Annotated in this window: 21 protein-coding genes; all 21 read left to right on the top strand. The window is 31.9% G+C overall.

The features are described from left to right. Positions 1–409: 409 nt before the first annotated feature. The gene (locus N7U66_RS20635; RefSeq protein WP_267676746.1) at positions 410–805 is read left to right on the top strand and encodes a hypothetical protein; all 396 of its coding nucleotides are present in this window, start codon (positions 410–412) and stop codon (positions 803–805) included. Continuing rightward, positions 806–940: a hypothetical protein gene (locus tag N7U66_RS20630; RefSeq protein WP_267676745.1), complete on the top strand. Its 135-nt coding sequence runs from the start codon at positions 806–808 to the stop codon at positions 938–940. It abuts the gene before it with no gap. Between the two features lie 33 nt (positions 941–973). Beyond that, positions 974–1,216, top strand: coding sequence for a hypothetical protein (locus N7U66_RS20625; protein ID WP_267676744.1), 243 nt, complete (start codon positions 974–976; stop codon positions 1,214–1,216). A 637-nt stretch (positions 1,217–1,853) separates the two neighbouring features. Next, positions 1,854–2,120 carry a hypothetical protein gene (locus N7U66_RS20620; protein WP_267676743.1) on the top strand — a complete coding sequence of 89 codons (267 nt, stop codon included), beginning with the start codon at positions 1,854–1,856 and terminating at the stop codon, positions 2,118–2,120. A 2-nt stretch (positions 2,121–2,122) separates the two neighbouring features. Further along, positions 2,123–2,509 carry a hypothetical protein gene (locus N7U66_RS20615; RefSeq protein WP_267676742.1) on the top strand — a complete coding sequence of 129 codons (387 nt, stop codon included), beginning with the start codon at positions 2,123–2,125 and terminating at the stop codon, positions 2,507–2,509. A gap of 158 nt (positions 2,510–2,667) precedes the next feature. Beyond that, entirely contained in the window at positions 2,668–3,216 is a 549-nt protein-coding gene (locus N7U66_RS20610) for a hypothetical protein (RefSeq protein ID WP_267676741.1), read from the top strand. Positions 3,217–3,389: 173 nt separating this feature from the next. Then, complete coding sequence (locus tag N7U66_RS20605; RefSeq protein ID WP_267676740.1) at positions 3,390–3,770, top strand: hypothetical protein; 381 nt, start codon at positions 3,390–3,392, stop codon at positions 3,768–3,770. Between the two features lie 611 nt (positions 3,771–4,381). Beyond that, positions 4,382–4,837 (top strand): hypothetical protein, encoded by a 456-nt coding sequence (locus N7U66_RS20600; protein ID WP_267676739.1) that lies wholly within the window; start codon positions 4,382–4,384, stop codon positions 4,835–4,837. Between the two features lie 1,045 nt (positions 4,838–5,882). Continuing rightward, positions 5,883–6,338 carry a hypothetical protein gene (locus N7U66_RS20595; RefSeq protein WP_267676739.1) on the top strand — a complete coding sequence of 152 codons (456 nt, stop codon included), beginning with the start codon at positions 5,883–5,885 and terminating at the stop codon, positions 6,336–6,338. 138 nt (positions 6,339–6,476) lie between these two features. Next, on the top strand, positions 6,477–6,959 hold the full coding sequence (locus N7U66_RS20590) for a hypothetical protein (protein ID WP_267676738.1): 483 nt from the start codon (positions 6,477–6,479) through the stop codon (positions 6,957–6,959). Between the two features lie 973 nt (positions 6,960–7,932). Further along, positions 7,933–8,373, top strand: a complete 441-nt coding sequence (locus tag N7U66_RS20585) for a c-type cytochrome (RefSeq protein ID WP_267676737.1) — start codon at positions 7,933–7,935, stop codon at positions 8,371–8,373. A gap of 624 nt (positions 8,374–8,997) precedes the next feature. Then, positions 8,998–9,564, top strand: coding sequence for a hypothetical protein (locus N7U66_RS20580; protein ID WP_267676736.1), 567 nt, complete (start codon positions 8,998–9,000; stop codon positions 9,562–9,564). A 626-nt stretch (positions 9,565–10,190) separates the two neighbouring features. Beyond that, entirely contained in the window at positions 10,191–11,237 is a 1,047-nt protein-coding gene (locus N7U66_RS20575; protein ID WP_267676735.1) for a T9SS type A sorting domain-containing protein, read from the top strand. Between the two features lie 157 nt (positions 11,238–11,394). Next, a complete protein-coding gene (locus tag N7U66_RS20570) occupies positions 11,395–12,090 on the top strand; it encodes a hypothetical protein (RefSeq protein ID WP_267676734.1) in 696 nt (231 codons plus the stop codon). A gap of 245 nt (positions 12,091–12,335) precedes the next feature. Next, complete coding sequence (locus N7U66_RS20565) at positions 12,336–12,707, top strand: transposase (protein ID WP_267676733.1); 372 nt, start codon at positions 12,336–12,338, stop codon at positions 12,705–12,707. After that, positions 12,707–13,558 (top strand): IS3 family transposase, encoded by an 852-nt coding sequence (locus N7U66_RS20560; RefSeq protein WP_313791547.1) that lies wholly within the window; start codon positions 12,707–12,709, stop codon positions 13,556–13,558. The genes N7U66_RS20565 and N7U66_RS20560 overlap by 1 nt, the downstream gene beginning before the upstream one ends. Positions 13,559–13,804: 246 nt before the next feature. Then, on the top strand, positions 13,805–14,290 hold the full coding sequence (locus N7U66_RS20555) for a hypothetical protein (protein WP_267676732.1): 486 nt from the start codon (positions 13,805–13,807) through the stop codon (positions 14,288–14,290). 354 nt (positions 14,291–14,644) lie between these two features. Further along, the gene (locus N7U66_RS20550) at positions 14,645–15,013 is read left to right on the top strand and encodes a hypothetical protein (RefSeq protein ID WP_267676731.1); all 369 of its coding nucleotides are present in this window, start codon (positions 14,645–14,647) and stop codon (positions 15,011–15,013) included. Positions 15,014–15,068: 55 nt separating this feature from the next. Further along, positions 15,069–15,683, top strand: a complete 615-nt coding sequence (locus tag N7U66_RS20545) for a hypothetical protein (RefSeq protein ID WP_267676730.1) — start codon at positions 15,069–15,071, stop codon at positions 15,681–15,683. 449 nt (positions 15,684–16,132) lie between these two features. Further along, complete coding sequence (locus N7U66_RS20540) at positions 16,133–16,411, top strand: hypothetical protein (protein WP_267676729.1); 279 nt, start codon at positions 16,133–16,135, stop codon at positions 16,409–16,411. Between the two features lie 89 nt (positions 16,412–16,500). Beyond that, positions 16,501–16,704 (top strand): hypothetical protein, encoded by a 204-nt coding sequence (locus N7U66_RS20535; RefSeq protein ID WP_267676728.1) that lies wholly within the window; start codon positions 16,501–16,503, stop codon positions 16,702–16,704.

The raw sequence follows: 16,704 nt of genomic DNA, 5'->3' as shown, positions 1-16,704 counted from the left end.
TTAAATTTTAGTGGTTTAAGTCCAATAAATTCTAACGCAAGTAAAACGTAATAAGGTGCGCAACTAAACGGATTTTTGCGGATAAAAAAGCGGATTATAAACGGATATACAAAACGGTGGGCAACTGTTGCGCGGACTACTGCTCTACTCCTATTGCGGATAAAAATATTACTCTAAAACTGCTGATTAACGCAAAACGAAAAGTTGCGAACGACTGACCTTCTAAACGGCAAAGCAAACCGCAAAAAATAAATAAAGCACTGTACACAACAAGGTGTAAAAGTAATTGCTTGGGCTGTGCTTCTCGGAAAAATCCTGCGGATTTTTCCTCCGGTTCGGTTTTGTTTACTATTTTAGTGGCTTATCAACGCAACTACCCTTACACAAACCGTTGTGTGTAATTTGAGAAATGAGACAAACGATAACCAAAAGTGATAAAAATTTAAAGATTCTGAACAACCTAATTGTGAACGGATTTTACAATGGTTATGTCGGAACTAAAAAGTTCGAATTAATGCGGAATCGTTTTCCTAACAACCATAGAATAATCGGAATTTCAAATGACGGAAAAAATTACGATTTGAAATTTGACTTTAAATCACCATTGAATATTGCAGTAAAATTTTTACTCACACTCGGAATTTTGATTTCAATAATTTCGTTGATTAAAGGAAATTGGATTTTACCAATTGTAGTTGTTATTTTTGGACTGATTATATTAATTGACTTTAAACTAAAAGAGAAAAAAGAAATCAATTTTTTTACAGACAAACTATTAGTATTCCATAAAACTGAATTCGAATAAATGGAAAATCATAAACCTTACGATAAACAAATTGGATACTCTCACGATTTTGAGGTAGAATATCGCATTTTAACGCAATCAGAAGGTGGCAGAAAAACACTTCCTTATCAAGGAATTCGTTGGGATTTTTGGTAAGAATATAATGGGAAACATAAAGACCAGCTTTTTATGATTTGGCCTGAATTTATGGATGAGAATGGACAAGTCATTACTCAAAAAAATAGTCCTGTTCCAACTTCAGGAAAAGCTAAAATGTGGATTATTAATGATGCATTAAGAAAATACCACAAAGATAAAATTAAAATAGGAATGAAAGGTAATGGTCACGAAGGTGGAACAGTAGTTGCCAAGTATGTAGTTTCTAAAATTGTTGGGCTAATGACGAATCCTATAAAAGAAATTGAAAAATAAAAACTACACACAACACGGTGTATAATTAATTGCTTTGGCAAGTGCTTATTTGGAAAATTCCTTCGGAATTTTCTCTGGTACGTTTAAGTTTACTAAATTAGTTGCTTAACACGCAACTAACCATACACATCAACGTTAGCCCACATGCCTACTCGGCTCGAAAAAAAATTCTAAAGTTGCTTAAAAGTGGTTTAAAAATAAAAAAACAACACTTCTCATGTGCTCACTCAACCTATTTCGGATAAAACACAACGCGACACTGTTGCGACGGACTCTTTTACGTTGCGGCAAAACTGTATGCGTAAAAGATTAAAAAATGATTACTCAAGCATTTTCTGACCTTAGAAAAACGCAACTCTTACGACGGATTTATATAGCAAACGGCAAATCGTAACGCACAAAAGATAAAATCAATAGTAGCACGTAAAACAAAACTCTGCGGAGCTGCAAAACCATATGGAGAAAAATAAAATAACGTGGGCTAACAATGTGTAAAATAAATACTACTTTTATGGCTTAACCTAAAGGCAGTTTGTGTTTGCTTGCTTCGGATTTTCCTACGGAAAATCCCCGCATACAAACCCGTACTTACCTTACACGAACCGTTAGCAAACATTAAAAACAACATCAAGAACATATGAAAATAAATCAAGAAATTAAGAATGAAATTGCTGAAAAACTTAACGAAAAAAAAGCAATTTTGCCTTGCGGAAGATGTGGGCAATCGAAATTTAGTGTTTTAGACGGTTTTGTAAATTTACCTTTAAGTGAAGAAATTAATGGGAATATGGTAATTGGAGGACCATCTATTCCGTGCGCAGTAATTGCTTGTAATAATTGCGGAAATTTATCTTATCACGCTTTAGGTGCGATTGGAATGTTGAATAAAGATAAACAGGAATAATTATGACTGGAAAAGCAACACCACAAGTAATTTCGACTGACAATCCAATGGTTGACCAATTCTATGATAATACGCAATCGAATGTCATACGAATTACGGAAGATAAACTTAAAGTCATCCTACTTGAAAATAAGGAACTGATTAATAAAAAAAGTAACTTTTGGACACCATTAGTTTTATTAATAACATTAATATTAGCACTTTGTACAACTGAATTCAAATCTTTCCTTTCAATTCCAAAAGAATATTGGGGAGGATTTTTTATGTTTTGTACATTGGGCTCTGTGGTTTGGCTCGGAATTGAATTGAAAAAGACAAAAAAGATTCTTTCGACAGATGAATTAACCGATAAGATTAGAGCTCAAAATCAACCAAAACCGAGTAAATAACGTTTGCTAACAACGTATAAAAATAATTGCGGCTTAGTGCTTAATCAAAGGTCGTTTTGTGTTTGTTACGTCTGATTTTCCTTCGGAAAATCCTCGCATACAAACCCGCAACTATTCTTATACAACCACGTTGTAACACATTTGACCAAATCAAGAAAATGCAGGAATTCAAAGATTGGAAAGGGTTTATTAATCAAATTTTAGTTGACAGCGGACAATTTAAAAATCCAGTTGCTGAATTTAAAGGAGAAGCGGAAATTGAAACTTATAAAACGACTGACAAAAAATCTCTGACTGAAATAAAAGTTGGATATCTGAAAGACAATTTGCTGATTTATTTGCAAATTTTCAATCCGACAGTTCCAGGTTATAACAAATACGTGGAAGGAGAATATTTCTATCAGCACGATTTTAGTGGTGACGGAAAAACATATGGAAATCCAGCATTGGAATTTAATGAACGTAATCGTAACGGAGTTCTATCAATACTCAAAAACGGATTAAAAGGAAAAGAAGTTCAGTTCTTGAAAAATGGAAAAGTCTTGAAATCGAAACTTTACATTTTGGAATCTGACTTAAATTTTAATTATTCCTATGATTTTTCAACAAGAGATTTTTGGAAGAAAATATTCGGACAGAAAATTGACAAAATGGACGGAATTGAAAAACGAGAAATAGAATTGAAATCAATATTTAGTGGGATATAAAAAACGTGTTACAACAATGTATAACCGCAATTACGGCGGATTCGACTACGTCCGAATCCACTCGGAATTGCGAGCGTCAGTGCTTAACCGAAAATTAACGCATATTAACCCGTAACTGACGGTTATACGAGACCGTTGTACACAATTAAACAAAGCATTTCATAAGCATCAAAATGAAAATATCTAATTTATACTTCATATTCTTAATTATAATGTTTTTTTCATCTTGTGACGATAAAAAAGAAAAATTCAATCAAGAAAAATGGGACAATTATAAAAGCGGAATTGGTGTCGAAGAAAACAGATTGAATATGGTTGATGACTTAATAAAAAACTATATTCAAAAGGGAATGACTTATAAAGAATTAACAAATTTAATTGGACAACCCGAAAACTATGCGAATTTAGAAAAAAATACTATCGGATATGAATTAATAGTCGATTACGGGTGGGATATTGACCCTGTTGAAGACGCTAAACTTTTAATTGAAATATCTCAGGATTCTATTGTAACTAAATTTAAAATTGAATATTGGAATATGCATGGGAATTAAAACTGTGTACAACAACGTGTATAGCTCATTGCGGCTGAAATTCCTCTCGGAATTTCAATCTTATTCGCTATCTTCGTTCCACGTTGGAAAATCATAGCTGATTTTCCGCAACAAGCCATACACACAACCGTTGTGTACAATGGCTCACTCGGCTCAAAAAAAACCAAATTCGCTAAAACTAATACTCTAAAGCATTAATTTTTATCAAAAAAATTAACACGTAATTATTACGCAAAATAACGGTTTGTAAACGGATTAAATAGCAAAACGGAGCAATACGCAACGGATCTACCACTCAATCGCTTTCTGACAACTTAAATGCGCAAATGTAACGGACTACCGCTCTGCTCCTATTACGTATAAAAACATGAATCTAAAAGTGCTATTTAAAGCAAAAAGTAATATTGACAACGGATACCACTCGGTGTGATAAATGGAATGAAAGATATAAAGCACTGTACACAACAGTGTGTAAAAATAATTGCTTGGTTCCTTCTTACTCGGAAAATCCTAACGGATTTTCCTCCAGTTCGTTAATATTTACTATTTTAGAGGCTTAATCACGCAACTATCCTTACACTTAACGTTAGGGCAAATTTGATAAAAACCGAATGTTAGATATAATTGGAGATTTACTTTTATGGCGCGAAGATTATAAATTTGCGAAACGGAAAAAAGCCGGACGTGAATATGAAAAGGAAAATAATCTTCCAAAAAAATTAATGATTCATCCTGTTTGGAAATTATTTGGAATTTTACTGTTATTTATAATTGTCGTAAGGTTTTTCTTCTTTTCTGATTATGGACAGAGGAAAACTGTCGAAAAAATTGACAAAATAGATCAGATTCTTGAAAAAGAAAAAAAAGCACTTGGAATCTATCCTGAAAAACTGAACATTATAATTAGAAATAATCCATTGAGAAAAAAGATAACATTGGATTATTGGAATAATGAGTTCTTTTACGAACAAAAAGAAAACGGACTAAGCTATGTTCTAATTTCGAAAGGTAAAGACGGAATTTTAAAAACAGATGATGATATTGGCAAAGCAAAAAACTTGCCCTAACACCGTGTATAATTAATTGCTTTGGCAAGTGCTTATTTGGAAAATTCCTTCGGAATTTTCTCGGGTTTGTATTTGTTTACTATATTAGTTGCTTAACACGCAACTAACCATACACATCAACGTTATGTACAATGCCTCACTCGGCTCAAAAAAAAACCAAATTCGCTAAAACTAAAACTCTAAAGCATTAATTTTTATCAAAAAAATTAACACGCAATTATTACGTAAAATAACGGTTTGTAAACGGTTTAAATAGCAAAACGGAGCAATACGCAACGGATCTACCACTCAATCGCTTTCTGACAAGTTAAATGCGCAACTCTTGCGGACGATTGCTCTACTCCTATTACGGATAAAAACACGAATTTAAAACTGCTGCTTAAAGCAAAACGAAATGTTGCGAATAGCTGACTTTCAGAGGCGTAAACGCAATAAAAAAATATAAAACACTGTACATAACAATGTATAAAAATAATTGCTTGGTTCTATCTTACTCGGAAAATCCTAGCGGATTTTCCTCCAGTTCGGTAATATTTACTATTTTAGGTGCTTAATCACGCAACTATCCTTACACGAAACGTTACCAACCATGCCACTCGGCTCTAAAAAAAATACTCCTTAAACGATCTCTAAGGATAAAAACTACTAAAGTTAGCAGTCAAAAATTTACAATAACTTTCTCAGCAAATAAGAGCGCAACTCTTAATTCGGGCAATACTCACTCCTACTCTTTTCTAAAAACGGATTTAACTCCGGCTCAACTCATATGGCGGACTGATTAGCATTACGGCTTATCAAATACCAAAATCTGATTTCGGACTGACAAAAGCAATGCGCAATCTTTGCGGCGGATTGATATACGAAACGGCTAACTGGGTAAATTAAAAGAACGGTTGGTAACAATGTGTAAAATAAATACTACTTTTATGGCTTAACCCAAAGGCAGTTCGTGTTAGCTTGCTTCGGATTTTCCTACGGAAAATCCCCGCACACTAACCCGTACTTACCTTACACGAACCGTTAGGGCAAATTTGATAAAAACCGAATGTTAGATATAATTGGAGATTTACTTTTATGGCGCGAAGATTATAAATTTGCGAAACGGAAAAAAGCCGGACGTGAATATGAAAAGGAAAATAATCTTCCAAAAAAATTAATGATTCATCCTGTTTGGAAATTATTTGGAATTTTACTGTTATTTATAATTGTCGTAAGGTTTTTCTTCTTTTCTGATTATGGACAGAGGAAAACTGTCGAAAAAATTGACAAAATAGATCAGATTCTTGAAAAAGAAAAAAAAGCACTTGGAATCTATCCTGAAAAACTGAACATTATAATTAGAAATAATCCATTGAGAAAAAAGATAACATTGGATTATTGGAATAATGAGTTCTTTTACGAACAAAAAGAAAACGGACTAAGCTATGTTCTAATTTCGAAAGGTAAAGACGGAATTTTAAAAACAGATGATGATATTGGCAAAGCAAAAAACTTGCCCTAACACCGTGTATAATTAATTGCTTTGGCAAGTGCTTATTTGGAAAATTCCTTCGGAATTTTCTCGGGTTTGTATTTGTTTACTATATTAGTTGCTTAACACGCAACTAACCATACACATCAACGTTAGCTACAATTTGAAATGACGACATTTATAATCATAATCGGATTAGTTTTAATACTAATTATTTACTTTTTGATTTCGAATAAAATCGGAGTAAAAAAACTGAATGATGAAATAAATGAAATCTGTTTAGCTCACGAAAGACTTAATTACCCTGAACTTGACAAAAAAACGCAATTAGAAATAATGGAAACTGGAAATATGAATGCAATTGCGGAATTAGTTCCTGAATTTAAGGACAAAGGAGTTCCTTTTCGACTTTTGAAAGAATATATAACAATTTCAAAAAATGAACTTAAAGAACACATAAAAATTTCCGGGTTTATTGAAAAGCATAAATTAGAAAACGCACCAAATCCTGAACACGACGGAATTTGGTTATTAAAAGACAAAATTATTGACCAAGAAAGAGGAATTACTCATCGGACTTGGAAAGTAAATAATGAGAGTGAAATAGCAGAAATTTACGCTGATTTGCTTTGGAATAAAATAACCGATTAATAAAAACTGTAGCTAACAACGGCTATAGTTCATTACGGCTGAAATTCCTAATCGGAATTTCAAGCCTTTTTGCTAAATTTATGGTTACGGCGGAATGATACTCGCGTACCATTCCGTAACGAAACCATAGCCAAAACCGTTGTGTGCAATTACTCAACTGACCCGAAAAACTGAATTAATTGAAATATTGACAGAAAAAACACAAAGCCTAAACCTGATTGAATGAAGCGATTTAATATTTTAATTTACTTAACTATAACTGGTTTGTTGGGAATTTATCAATTCTTCCCTTTTTTTGAAACTTATACATTTGGGATAATAAATTCAATATATTTTTTTGGTTTATGTATAATCTATTTTTCTTTGTTAATTTATGAGATATACCTAAATAATCAAGAAGTCAAATATGAGAAAAAGAAATTTGATAAATCATCAATATGGATAACTCTAATTTTATTTTTGACTTTAATTCTCTTTAATAATGTTGACACATTTGAATCCGAAACTATATTAAAAGCTGAAGGAAATTATAATTACACTTTGAATTTAAAAAAAGACGGAAGATTTAAATTGAGACAATGGTCTCGGAGATCATTCAAGTTTTTATAAAGGAAAATATATAATGAGAAACGACACTTTAAAATTATTGAATAACAATGAATTATCAACTCGTTTTTTAATTGACACGGTTTATATTAGAAAAAATGACAGCTTAATACCTGAAAGTCATACCAATAAATTTATTATAACGAATTGATATTTGAAATGGAAGTGAAACAATTTATACAGAAAAATAAAAACTGCACACAACAATGTATAACCGCAATTACGGCGGATTCGACTACGTCCGAATCCACTCGGAATTGCAAGCGTCAGTGCTAAACCGAAAATAATCGCTAATTTAACCCGTAACTGACGGTTATACGAGACCGTTGTACGTAATTTTCGCAAACCGTAAACCGAGAGAAAATCTATGAAAAAATTGACAAATCGGATTTTAATAATCTCAAGCGGATTTTTGATTTTGACAATCGGAATTTCTTACTTTCTGTATAGTTTTAGCAAAGCTCAATATCCTGGTTGTGCGACTGAAATTCCACAGAATTTTTGCGGAACTGTTTCACCAAACTTAACGGATAATGCAACTGAAGGAAAAAAAATATTCAATATTAATTGTGCTGCTTGTCACAAATTAGACAAAAACATGACAGGTCCTGCATTACGCGGAATTCATAGCAGACGTGAATTTCCTTATGAGAATTACTTGTTTGACTTTATAACTAAAGAAGATTCACTGAATAAAATTAATGACAGATATACAAAAATTTTGAACGAAGAATATAATTATAAATTTGACCATAATTTTCATCTGACAAAAATAGAATTTGAATATTTGATGGAATATATAAAATAAAAAACTACGTACAACACCGGCTATAGTTCATTGCTTCTGACTTTCCTCTCGGAAAGTCCTCGCAAATTTGCTATCTTGGGTTTACGGCGGAAAATCCTCGCGGATTTTCACGCAACGAAACCATAGCCAAACACGTTGTGTACAATGGCTCACTCGGCTCAAAAAAAAACCAAATTCGCTAAAACTAATACTCTAAAGCATTAATTTTTATCAAAAAAATTAACAAGTAATTATTGCGCAAAATAACGGTTTGTAAACGGATTAAATAGCAAAACGGAGCAATACGCAACGGATCTACCACTCAATCGCTTTCTGACAAGTTAAATGCGCAACTCTTGCGGACGATTGCTCTGCTCCTATTACGTATAAAAACATGACTCTAAAAGTGCTGTTTAAAGCAAAAAGTAATATTGACAACGGATAACACTCGGTGTGATAAATGGAATAAAAAATATAAAGCACTGTACACAACAGTGTGTAAAAATAATTGCTTGGTTCCTTCTTACTCGGAAAATCCTATCGGATTTTCCTCCTGGTTCGTTAATATTTACTATTTTAGAGGCTTAATCACACAACTATCCTTACACGTAACGTTGTAAACAATTGCCCAAACAAACCCAATAAATGGAAATAAGCCAAAATCAGAATAAAGTAACAGGGGAAATAGTTGACCTAATTGCAAGTGCGATTGGAAAAAATAGGGAAGTACATTCTGCGACCGCAATCGCAACTTCATCAAGATTATCAGGTTCATTTTTATTCAAATCATTCGGACTGAATATTGATGATGCAAAACCTGGAACAGCAGTTCTTTCTCAAGAAGCGAATGAGCAAGGACCTGAACTGATTAATGTGATTGGAGCTGTCTTGGCGAATATGGGAGTAACTGTTGACAATAAAAAAATAAAATCAGCTGAAATCCAAAAAACTGAACTTGACTTTTTACAATCCCTGAACTTGACCCAAGCCAAAGCAAATGAAATAATGAAAAAGCACAAGTTGACCGAAAAGGAAATGTCTGTAGCTTGCGCAATGTCGACAGCTTTCATAATCCAACAATGTCAAAACGACTTGGAAGTTGAATCCGGATTTAATACAGCGGTTTATGGACTAATAGAAGGCTCGAAAACTATTCCACCTGAATTGACTGAACCGACAACTGAACAGAAAAAATGGTATAAATTCCGGTAATCGGAATTATAAAATGAATAAAACAACTGTTTACAACACCGGCTATAGTTCATTGCTTCTGACTTTCCTCTCGGAAAGTCCTCACAAATGTGCTATATTCGGTTTACGGCGGAAAATCCTCGCGGATTTTCACGCAACGAAACCATAGCCCAAACGTTACCAACCATGCCACTCGGCTCTAAAAAAAATACTCCTTAAACGATCTCTAAGGATAAAAACTACTAAAGTTAGCAGTCAAAAATTTACAATAACTTTCTCAGCAAATAAGAGCGCAACTCTTAATTCGGGCAATACTCACTCCTACTCTTTTCTAAAAACGGATTTAACTCCGGCTCAACTCATATGGCGGACTGATTAGCATTACGGCTTATCAAATACCAAAATCTGATTTCGGACTGACAAAAGCAATGCGCAATCTTTGCGGCGGATTGATATACGAAACGGCTAACTGGGTAAATTAAAAGAACGGTTGGTAACAATGTGTAAAATAAATACTACTTTTATGGCTTAACCCAAAGGCAGTTCGTGTTAGCTTGCTTCGGATTTTCCTACGGAAAATCCCCGCACACTAACCCGTACTTACCTTACACGAACCGTTAGCAAATATTAACACAAAAACTATAAAAATGAACAAACAAAACTACTTATTTTTAATTACACTATTTTTAAGCTTAAATTTTGGATACGCTCAAATTTCCGACGTCATTACTGGTTTACAAGAACCTACCGATTTAATAGTAAATGGAAATGATTTATACATTTCTGATAAAGATGTTATTCTAAGGCTTGATATTACTAGTTCATCACCAAGTGCAGTAGATTATATTACTGGTTTAGAAGGTCCATATGGTTTGATAATTAACGGAACAGAATTAATAGTTGCTGAATCAACTCAAGATAAAATTTTTAAAGTTGAATTATCTAATGCGACACCCACTGTAGTAGATATCATTTTAGGTCTTACAGGTCCAACAGGCATTGCTATAAATGGTAACGAATTATTTATTGCAGAAGTTGACGCAAATAAAATATCTAAGATAAATTTAACGGATGCAAATCCAGTTGCAGTTGATGTTGTTTCCGGATTAAGTAGTCCTGCAAAAATATTATTGGACGGAAATAATCTTTATATTTCTGAAGCATCCGGTAACAAAATTTCAAAAATTAATATTACAGACTCGAATCCAACACCCATAGATGTTGTTACTGGATTAAACAGTCCAGTAGGAATGGTCTTAGATAATAATATGTTGTACATAGCAGAACTCGGGGCAAATAAAATATCTAAAGTGGATTTAAGCAATATCAATCCAACTGCCGTAGACTATGTTACTGGACTAAATGGTCCCACAGGCTTGTTCAAGAATGGCAATGACTTCTACATAACTGAATTAAATGGTTTAAAAGTTTCAAAATTCACAGATAATAGCTTGAGTGTAGCTGATTTTAAAAAAGACAGAGAAATATCAGTATATCCAAACCCATCTGATGATTATATAAAAATTTCTAGGCTTAAAGAAAAAGAAAAATATAGTATTTATGATTTATGGGGCAAAATAATTTTAAAAGATTACTTAAATGTAAATGAGAAAATAGATATAAGTAATCTTAATAATGGAGTTTATTTGTTGAAAACAGAAAAAGGAAAAACATTGAAAATTATTAAAAAATAACATTTGCTAACACGGTGTATAATTAATTGCTTTGGCAAGTGCTTATTTAGAAAATTCCTTCGGAATTTTTTCTAGTTCGTATTTGTTTACTAAATTAGTCGCTTAACACGCAACTAACCATACACATCAACGTTAGCAAAAATTAAAAAACACTAGAATGAAAAAAATTAAATTATTCGTAATATTCTCCTTTTTATCATTACTTACTTTTGGACAAAGTGAATTATCATTTAATATAGTTAAAGCTGAATATAAGGCTGACGAACAATATTTAAAAATAGATTTAATAGTAAAGAACAATACCGATAGTACTGCATTTTTTATCAAGCCTAAAAACTACTTTTTCGACAAACACTATGATAAAAGAAATCAACTAGGTTTTCACGGACTTAATGTTGCACCTTATAGTTTGAAAATAACATCAAATAAAAAATGTAAAACTAACGATGAAGGCTATATACAACCAATGCAAGATAATGACCAAACACATTTGAAAAGTGAAATGGTTGAAATAAAACCAAATGAATCTAAAACCTATAAAAACATAAAAATAGAACGTTTCGATGGTAATTTCTGTAAAAAAAGAGAATATAAAATTCAACTAAATTACAAACATAATGTTCAAGTAATGGATGAGAAATTAGTTACAGAAATAAAAGAGAAATATGACTTAATCAAAAAAGAAACAATAGAATTGAATTATATATTATATTACAATGCAAGTAGTTATAGAAGTACTGAGAAAGACAATTTTAAAAAACTAAATGAATTTTTGAATAAGATTCCAAAAATGAAAATGTTAAATAATAAAGAATTTTTATCTAATTCTATTATTGCAACTGAAGTAGAATAACTTTTGCTAACAATGGCTATAATTAATACGGGGTTTGGTGTTCAATCTAAAGTTTAGTGTTTTTTTATAAAGTCCGCCAAATCTTTTGATTTGGCTTTAGTACAAAAAAGATAAAACAAAATAAAAAGTTTTGGCTAAGTGCTTAATCGGAAATTAATTACTTTTAATTCCCGTACTAACCATAGCCGGAACGTTGTACGTAATCCTGACCCGTCCTGAAATAAGGCTACATAATTTTAAACATTATGTATAGAAATGACAAAGTAATCAGACGGTACTCAGAACCTTTTAAATTAAAAATTTTAGCCGAACTTACAATCGGAAAACACACAAAAAGTGAACTTTGCAAACTCTACTCTATTGCACCTACAACGGTCAATGAATGGATTAAAAAGTACAATCGTAAAGACTTAATGAATACCGGAGTAAAAGTGGAAACTAAAGACGAAATATCTAGAATTAAAGCACTTCAAAAAGAGAATGAACAGCTTAAAAAGTTGCTGCTAAAAAAGGATCTCGATGCGATGGTACTGGATTCTTACCTGGAAGTAGCTGCTGAAGATCTAGGCTATAAATCTGTGGTTGATCTAAAAAAAAAGCTAAGTATAAAGCCTTAATCATAGCTAAAAAGAAATCTAAGGGATTTGCTTCTTTACAGGCTATAACCCATTGTTTTGGCCTTAAACGTGATGCCTATTATAAGTACAAAAATAGAGCAGACAAGCGTAAAGAAATAGAACAGCAAGTTATAAACATAGTAAAGAAAAGACGTAAATCCCTTCCAAGAGAAGGTGTGCTTAAGCTAACAAAATCCTTAAAAAAAGACTTTGAAAAACAACAAGTAAAAGTGGGACGAGACTCATTAAATAAGATTCTTAGAGAGCATAAAATGTTAACACTTAGAAAAAAATATAGTATGAAGACTACAAACTCACATCATCGTTTTTATAAGTACAAAAACAGTATTAAAGGTATAGAGATTACAAGACCTAACCAAGTTTGGGCATCAGACATAACCTACATAAGAACAGTAAAAGGATTTTGTTACCTGGCTTTAATAACAGATATGCATTCAAGAAAAATAGTGGGATATGATATTAGTGATAGCTTAGAACTCAAAGGATGTATTAGAGCGCTTAAAAAGGCTATATACCAAGCTAAGAACATTAAGCAGCTCATTCATCACTCAGACAGAGGAATACAGTATTGTAGCAATCAATACACACAGATACTTAAAAGAAAAAAGATAGATATTAGTATGACTCAAGAAAATCATTGCTACGAAAATGCCATGGCAGAACGCATAAACGGCATCTTAAAAGATGAATTTTATCTCGACCAAACCTTTGATAACGTGAACCATGCTAAAACAGCTGCAAAAAATGCAATTAATTTATATAACGAAATAAGATTACACTTATCTTTAGACTATAAAACACCGAATATGGTATATAAATTATCAGCTTAAAAATCAATTTTAACCTGTAGCCGTATTTCAGGACAAGACATCCCTCATAGTGCCCAAAACCCTTCAGTAAGTTTGCTAACGTAAAATTGAGTAGATTGTGGCTAAAAAATTAATAGCAGAATGAGAAATTTGAATATTTTTAAAAAGCTGATTTTCATTAACATAATTTTATGTTAGTCAGAATTTAACAAATCAATCTGGCATATTTTTTTCTAAAAATGTGTTTTTAGATTGCATAAAAAATATATGAAAATAAAATTTTTAATATTTTCTGTAATAATTTTTATACTTTTTCAAAAAGATAAAATTGCAGGAAAGTATAGAGACAATTTTGGAAGTGAATATATCTTTAACACAGACTATACTTATGAATATAATGCTTCTTTCCATTTTATGGGATTCTCGTCTAAAGGAAAGTGGAGAGTTAAGAATGACACTATTTATTACGAAGCTATTCCTTCTTATGATACTTTGAGAATTGCTGGAAAAAGGGACTCCTTAATTTTATCAAGAAATAAAACACCTCAATTGATTTCAGCAAATAGCTATGAAGAAGTATTTTGGCCAAAATCATCCGGAGAACAAGATGTTCATAAAAACAAGTTATTCTTTAAAGATAGAAAACTTTATAAAATAAAAAAGAACGGGAAACTTATAACAAAAAAAAGAACTAAAAGTGATAGAATTGACGGTGAAAAATTTGACCCTTGGTTTAACAAAGTAACTGAATAAAACATATACACAACACCGTCTATAATTAATTGCTAGGTCACTGCCCACTTACGAACATTCCTGCAGAATATTGCTTGCGCCAGTTCGCTTCGCTCGGGTCTATATCTGTGATTTATTTGCTAAATTAGTTGCGTAACACGCAACTACCCATCATACCCATCAACGTTACCAGTAATACGAAAAGTCACTAATCAGATTGAAAAGACAGAAAATTTCTAAATGGCACACATTCAAAAGAACTCCGGGTTTTCCTACTTTACTTTTTTTATTTATTATCTTTGATTTATTATTTCATTCAAGGCAACTTTCCACATTCTAACACTCAATAAAACATTAAATCAAAGATAATATTACATGAAAAACATAACGCTTTTTAGTATTCTAACGATGTGCCTAGCAATTTTTAGTTGCAGTAACGACAACACTAATAATGATGATTCTTCATGCGTAAAACCAACAAATTTCGAGGTTTTAGCATATGACTCTTTATCTGAAGTCGAGATAGGATGGACTGCTGGATCGGATGAAACCGAATGGGAAATAGAATATGGTCCTGCTGGTTTTGACCATATTAATGGTGACTTTACGCTATCAAGTTCTGCAACAATTGAAATTTCAAATTTAGATTCTACTGTTGCTTATGATTTTTATATTAGAAGTATTTGTGATGCAGAGAATTATAGTGAATGGGTAGGTCCTATTTCAAATATTCCGAGACACTAATAATGAAATAGAGCACTTAGCTATTTACTTCTTTAAAGAATATAACCTAAGAAGTTTGAATTTAGATAATGAAGGAGGGTCATCTTTTTCAATTGAAAGTAACAATGAATTAACTGAAGAAATATATAGTATTGCATACGACCCATCAGATAATACATTTTTTGGTACTACTCATTATAATGATTATTTCACAGAATACTCTTCATTTGAAAGTTATAACCCAAATACTAACGAAAGAATTAAAACAGATATATGTGAATGTCGTCACCACTCAGTAACTGTAAATTCTCAAACAAATCAAAAAATTCTTATTAAAGAAGGTCAAACATTAGATAAAGTTGCATTTCAAGAAATCAACTCTCAAGGAATAGTGACTTTTGAATCATCAGAAATTGATTTAGGAGGACAAGTTTCAGATTTTATTTACATTCATTCCCTTGATGCTTTCATTGCCAAAGAAGATGATTATAGTAGCTTAAAAATATCAATAGTCGATGCTAATTCTTATAATCTTGAAACTTTAATTATAGACGTTGATACCCCGGATGATCCTATTGGCAATAGTTTTAATTATAGTAATCTGAATTATGACAAGGAGAATGATCTTTTGTACTACCTTCGATCAAACGGACTTTATATAATTGATATTAATTCGGAACTGCAGAATTAATAGCAACTAATTGGATAGAGTTTTTCCAATCAGAATATGGTACAAATGAAGAACTTAGTCTCGTTGACACTTTATATTATCCTCCTACTAATGAAATAATTATTAAAGGGAGTGGTTCTTTTGGCTCAAGCTCCGGAAATAATAAATTCTTCGCTATTAATCTAACTACAAATCAGGCAAGGGAAATTAATTCAAGTTATCATTTCTTATACCGTGTATATGGTTTTGCAATAAAAAATTAATGGATATGTATATTTCTTAATTTTTAAAACTACTGGTAGCAAAGTGTATAATTAATAGCTATTTCGAGCTTACTTAAGAAAATCCTATCGGATTTCTATTCGGTTTTATTTGCTAAATTAGGTGCTTAAACACGGCACTAATCACACACAATCACGTTGTAAAACATTCTGATAAATAAATAAAACACAGGAAAAAATTATTTTAAAATGAAAAAGGGATTAATATTTTTTATATTAGGAGTAACTTTTTTTAGTTGTTCGTATGAATTTTCACCGGACAACTTCATTGATTTAGAACAATCTACAACCGACACTCAAAACATAGAGCTTCTAGATTTCAACACTATGGATACTATAAATGTCCAAAGGACTTTGAATTACAAATTTAGTGGTCTTGAAAGCCAAAACACAATTACATCTGAAGTTTATATTGATGATGAACAAATTAATGCAAATTGGGAAGGTAACTCGGAACTTTTACTGTAAGTCCGAGAAAACTATGAAGATGGTATATATACCATTCGAATAGAACACACCTTTAATTCAGGCTCGGAAGTATAGCCGATCAGACAGGTTTGGAGACAATAACCGAGATTGCTAAATATGAATTTATCGTTAACCGAGAACCCTCACCTCCACCACCTGTTTTAAGTGCTAACATTATTAATGGTACAATTTTTATAGAATGGTCAACCAATTATGAAATGGACTACACTAATGCATATTTAAGTCTTAAGTTCCGAGACTATAGAAATACAAATACCACTATCAGACAATGA

Origin of the sequence: Lacinutrix neustonica (assembly GCF_026625145.1) — a bacterium.
Classification (GTDB): Bacteria; Bacteroidota; Bacteroidia; order Flavobacteriales; family Flavobacteriaceae; genus Lacinutrix; species Lacinutrix neustonica.
This window is presented reverse-complemented; position numbering and strand designations above follow the sequence as displayed.

Bases quoted from the DNA above. Each gene is read 5' to 3' on its own strand.
- N7U66_RS20635 (WP_267676746.1), top strand. From the start codon at position 410: ATGAGACAAACGATAACCAAAAGTGATAAAAATTTAAAGATTCTGAAC.
- N7U66_RS20630 (WP_267676745.1), top strand. From the start codon at position 806: ATGGAAAATCATAAACCTTACGATAAACAAATTGGATACTCTCACGAT.
- N7U66_RS20625 (WP_267676744.1), top strand. From the start codon at position 974: ATGATTTGGCCTGAATTTATGGATGAGAATGGACAAGTCATTACTCAA.
- N7U66_RS20620 (WP_267676743.1), top strand. From the start codon at position 1,854: ATGAAAATAAATCAAGAAATTAAGAATGAAATTGCTGAAAAACTTAAC.
- N7U66_RS20615 (WP_267676742.1), top strand. From the start codon at position 2,123: ATGACTGGAAAAGCAACACCACAAGTAATTTCGACTGACAATCCAATG.
- N7U66_RS20610 (WP_267676741.1), top strand. From the start codon at position 2,668: ATGCAGGAATTCAAAGATTGGAAAGGGTTTATTAATCAAATTTTAGTT.
- N7U66_RS20605 (WP_267676740.1), top strand. From the start codon at position 3,390: ATGAAAATATCTAATTTATACTTCATATTCTTAATTATAATGTTTTTT.
- N7U66_RS20600 (WP_267676739.1), top strand. From the start codon at position 4,382: ATGTTAGATATAATTGGAGATTTACTTTTATGGCGCGAAGATTATAAA.
- N7U66_RS20595 (WP_267676739.1), top strand. From the start codon at position 5,883: ATGTTAGATATAATTGGAGATTTACTTTTATGGCGCGAAGATTATAAA.
- N7U66_RS20590 (WP_267676738.1), top strand. From the start codon at position 6,477: ATGACGACATTTATAATCATAATCGGATTAGTTTTAATACTAATTATT.
- N7U66_RS20585 (WP_267676737.1), top strand. From the start codon at position 7,933: ATGAAAAAATTGACAAATCGGATTTTAATAATCTCAAGCGGATTTTTG.
- N7U66_RS20580 (WP_267676736.1), top strand. From the start codon at position 8,998: ATGGAAATAAGCCAAAATCAGAATAAAGTAACAGGGGAAATAGTTGAC.
- N7U66_RS20575 (WP_267676735.1), top strand. From the start codon at position 10,191: ATGAACAAACAAAACTACTTATTTTTAATTACACTATTTTTAAGCTTA.
- N7U66_RS20570 (WP_267676734.1), top strand. From the start codon at position 11,395: ATGAAAAAAATTAAATTATTCGTAATATTCTCCTTTTTATCATTACTT.
- N7U66_RS20565 (WP_267676733.1), top strand. From the start codon at position 12,336: ATGTATAGAAATGACAAAGTAATCAGACGGTACTCAGAACCTTTTAAA.
- N7U66_RS20555 (WP_267676732.1), top strand. From the start codon at position 13,805: ATGAAAATAAAATTTTTAATATTTTCTGTAATAATTTTTATACTTTTT.
- N7U66_RS20550 (WP_267676731.1), top strand. From the start codon at position 14,645: ATGAAAAACATAACGCTTTTTAGTATTCTAACGATGTGCCTAGCAATT.
- N7U66_RS20540 (WP_267676729.1), top strand. From the start codon at position 16,133: ATGAAAAAGGGATTAATATTTTTTATATTAGGAGTAACTTTTTTTAGT.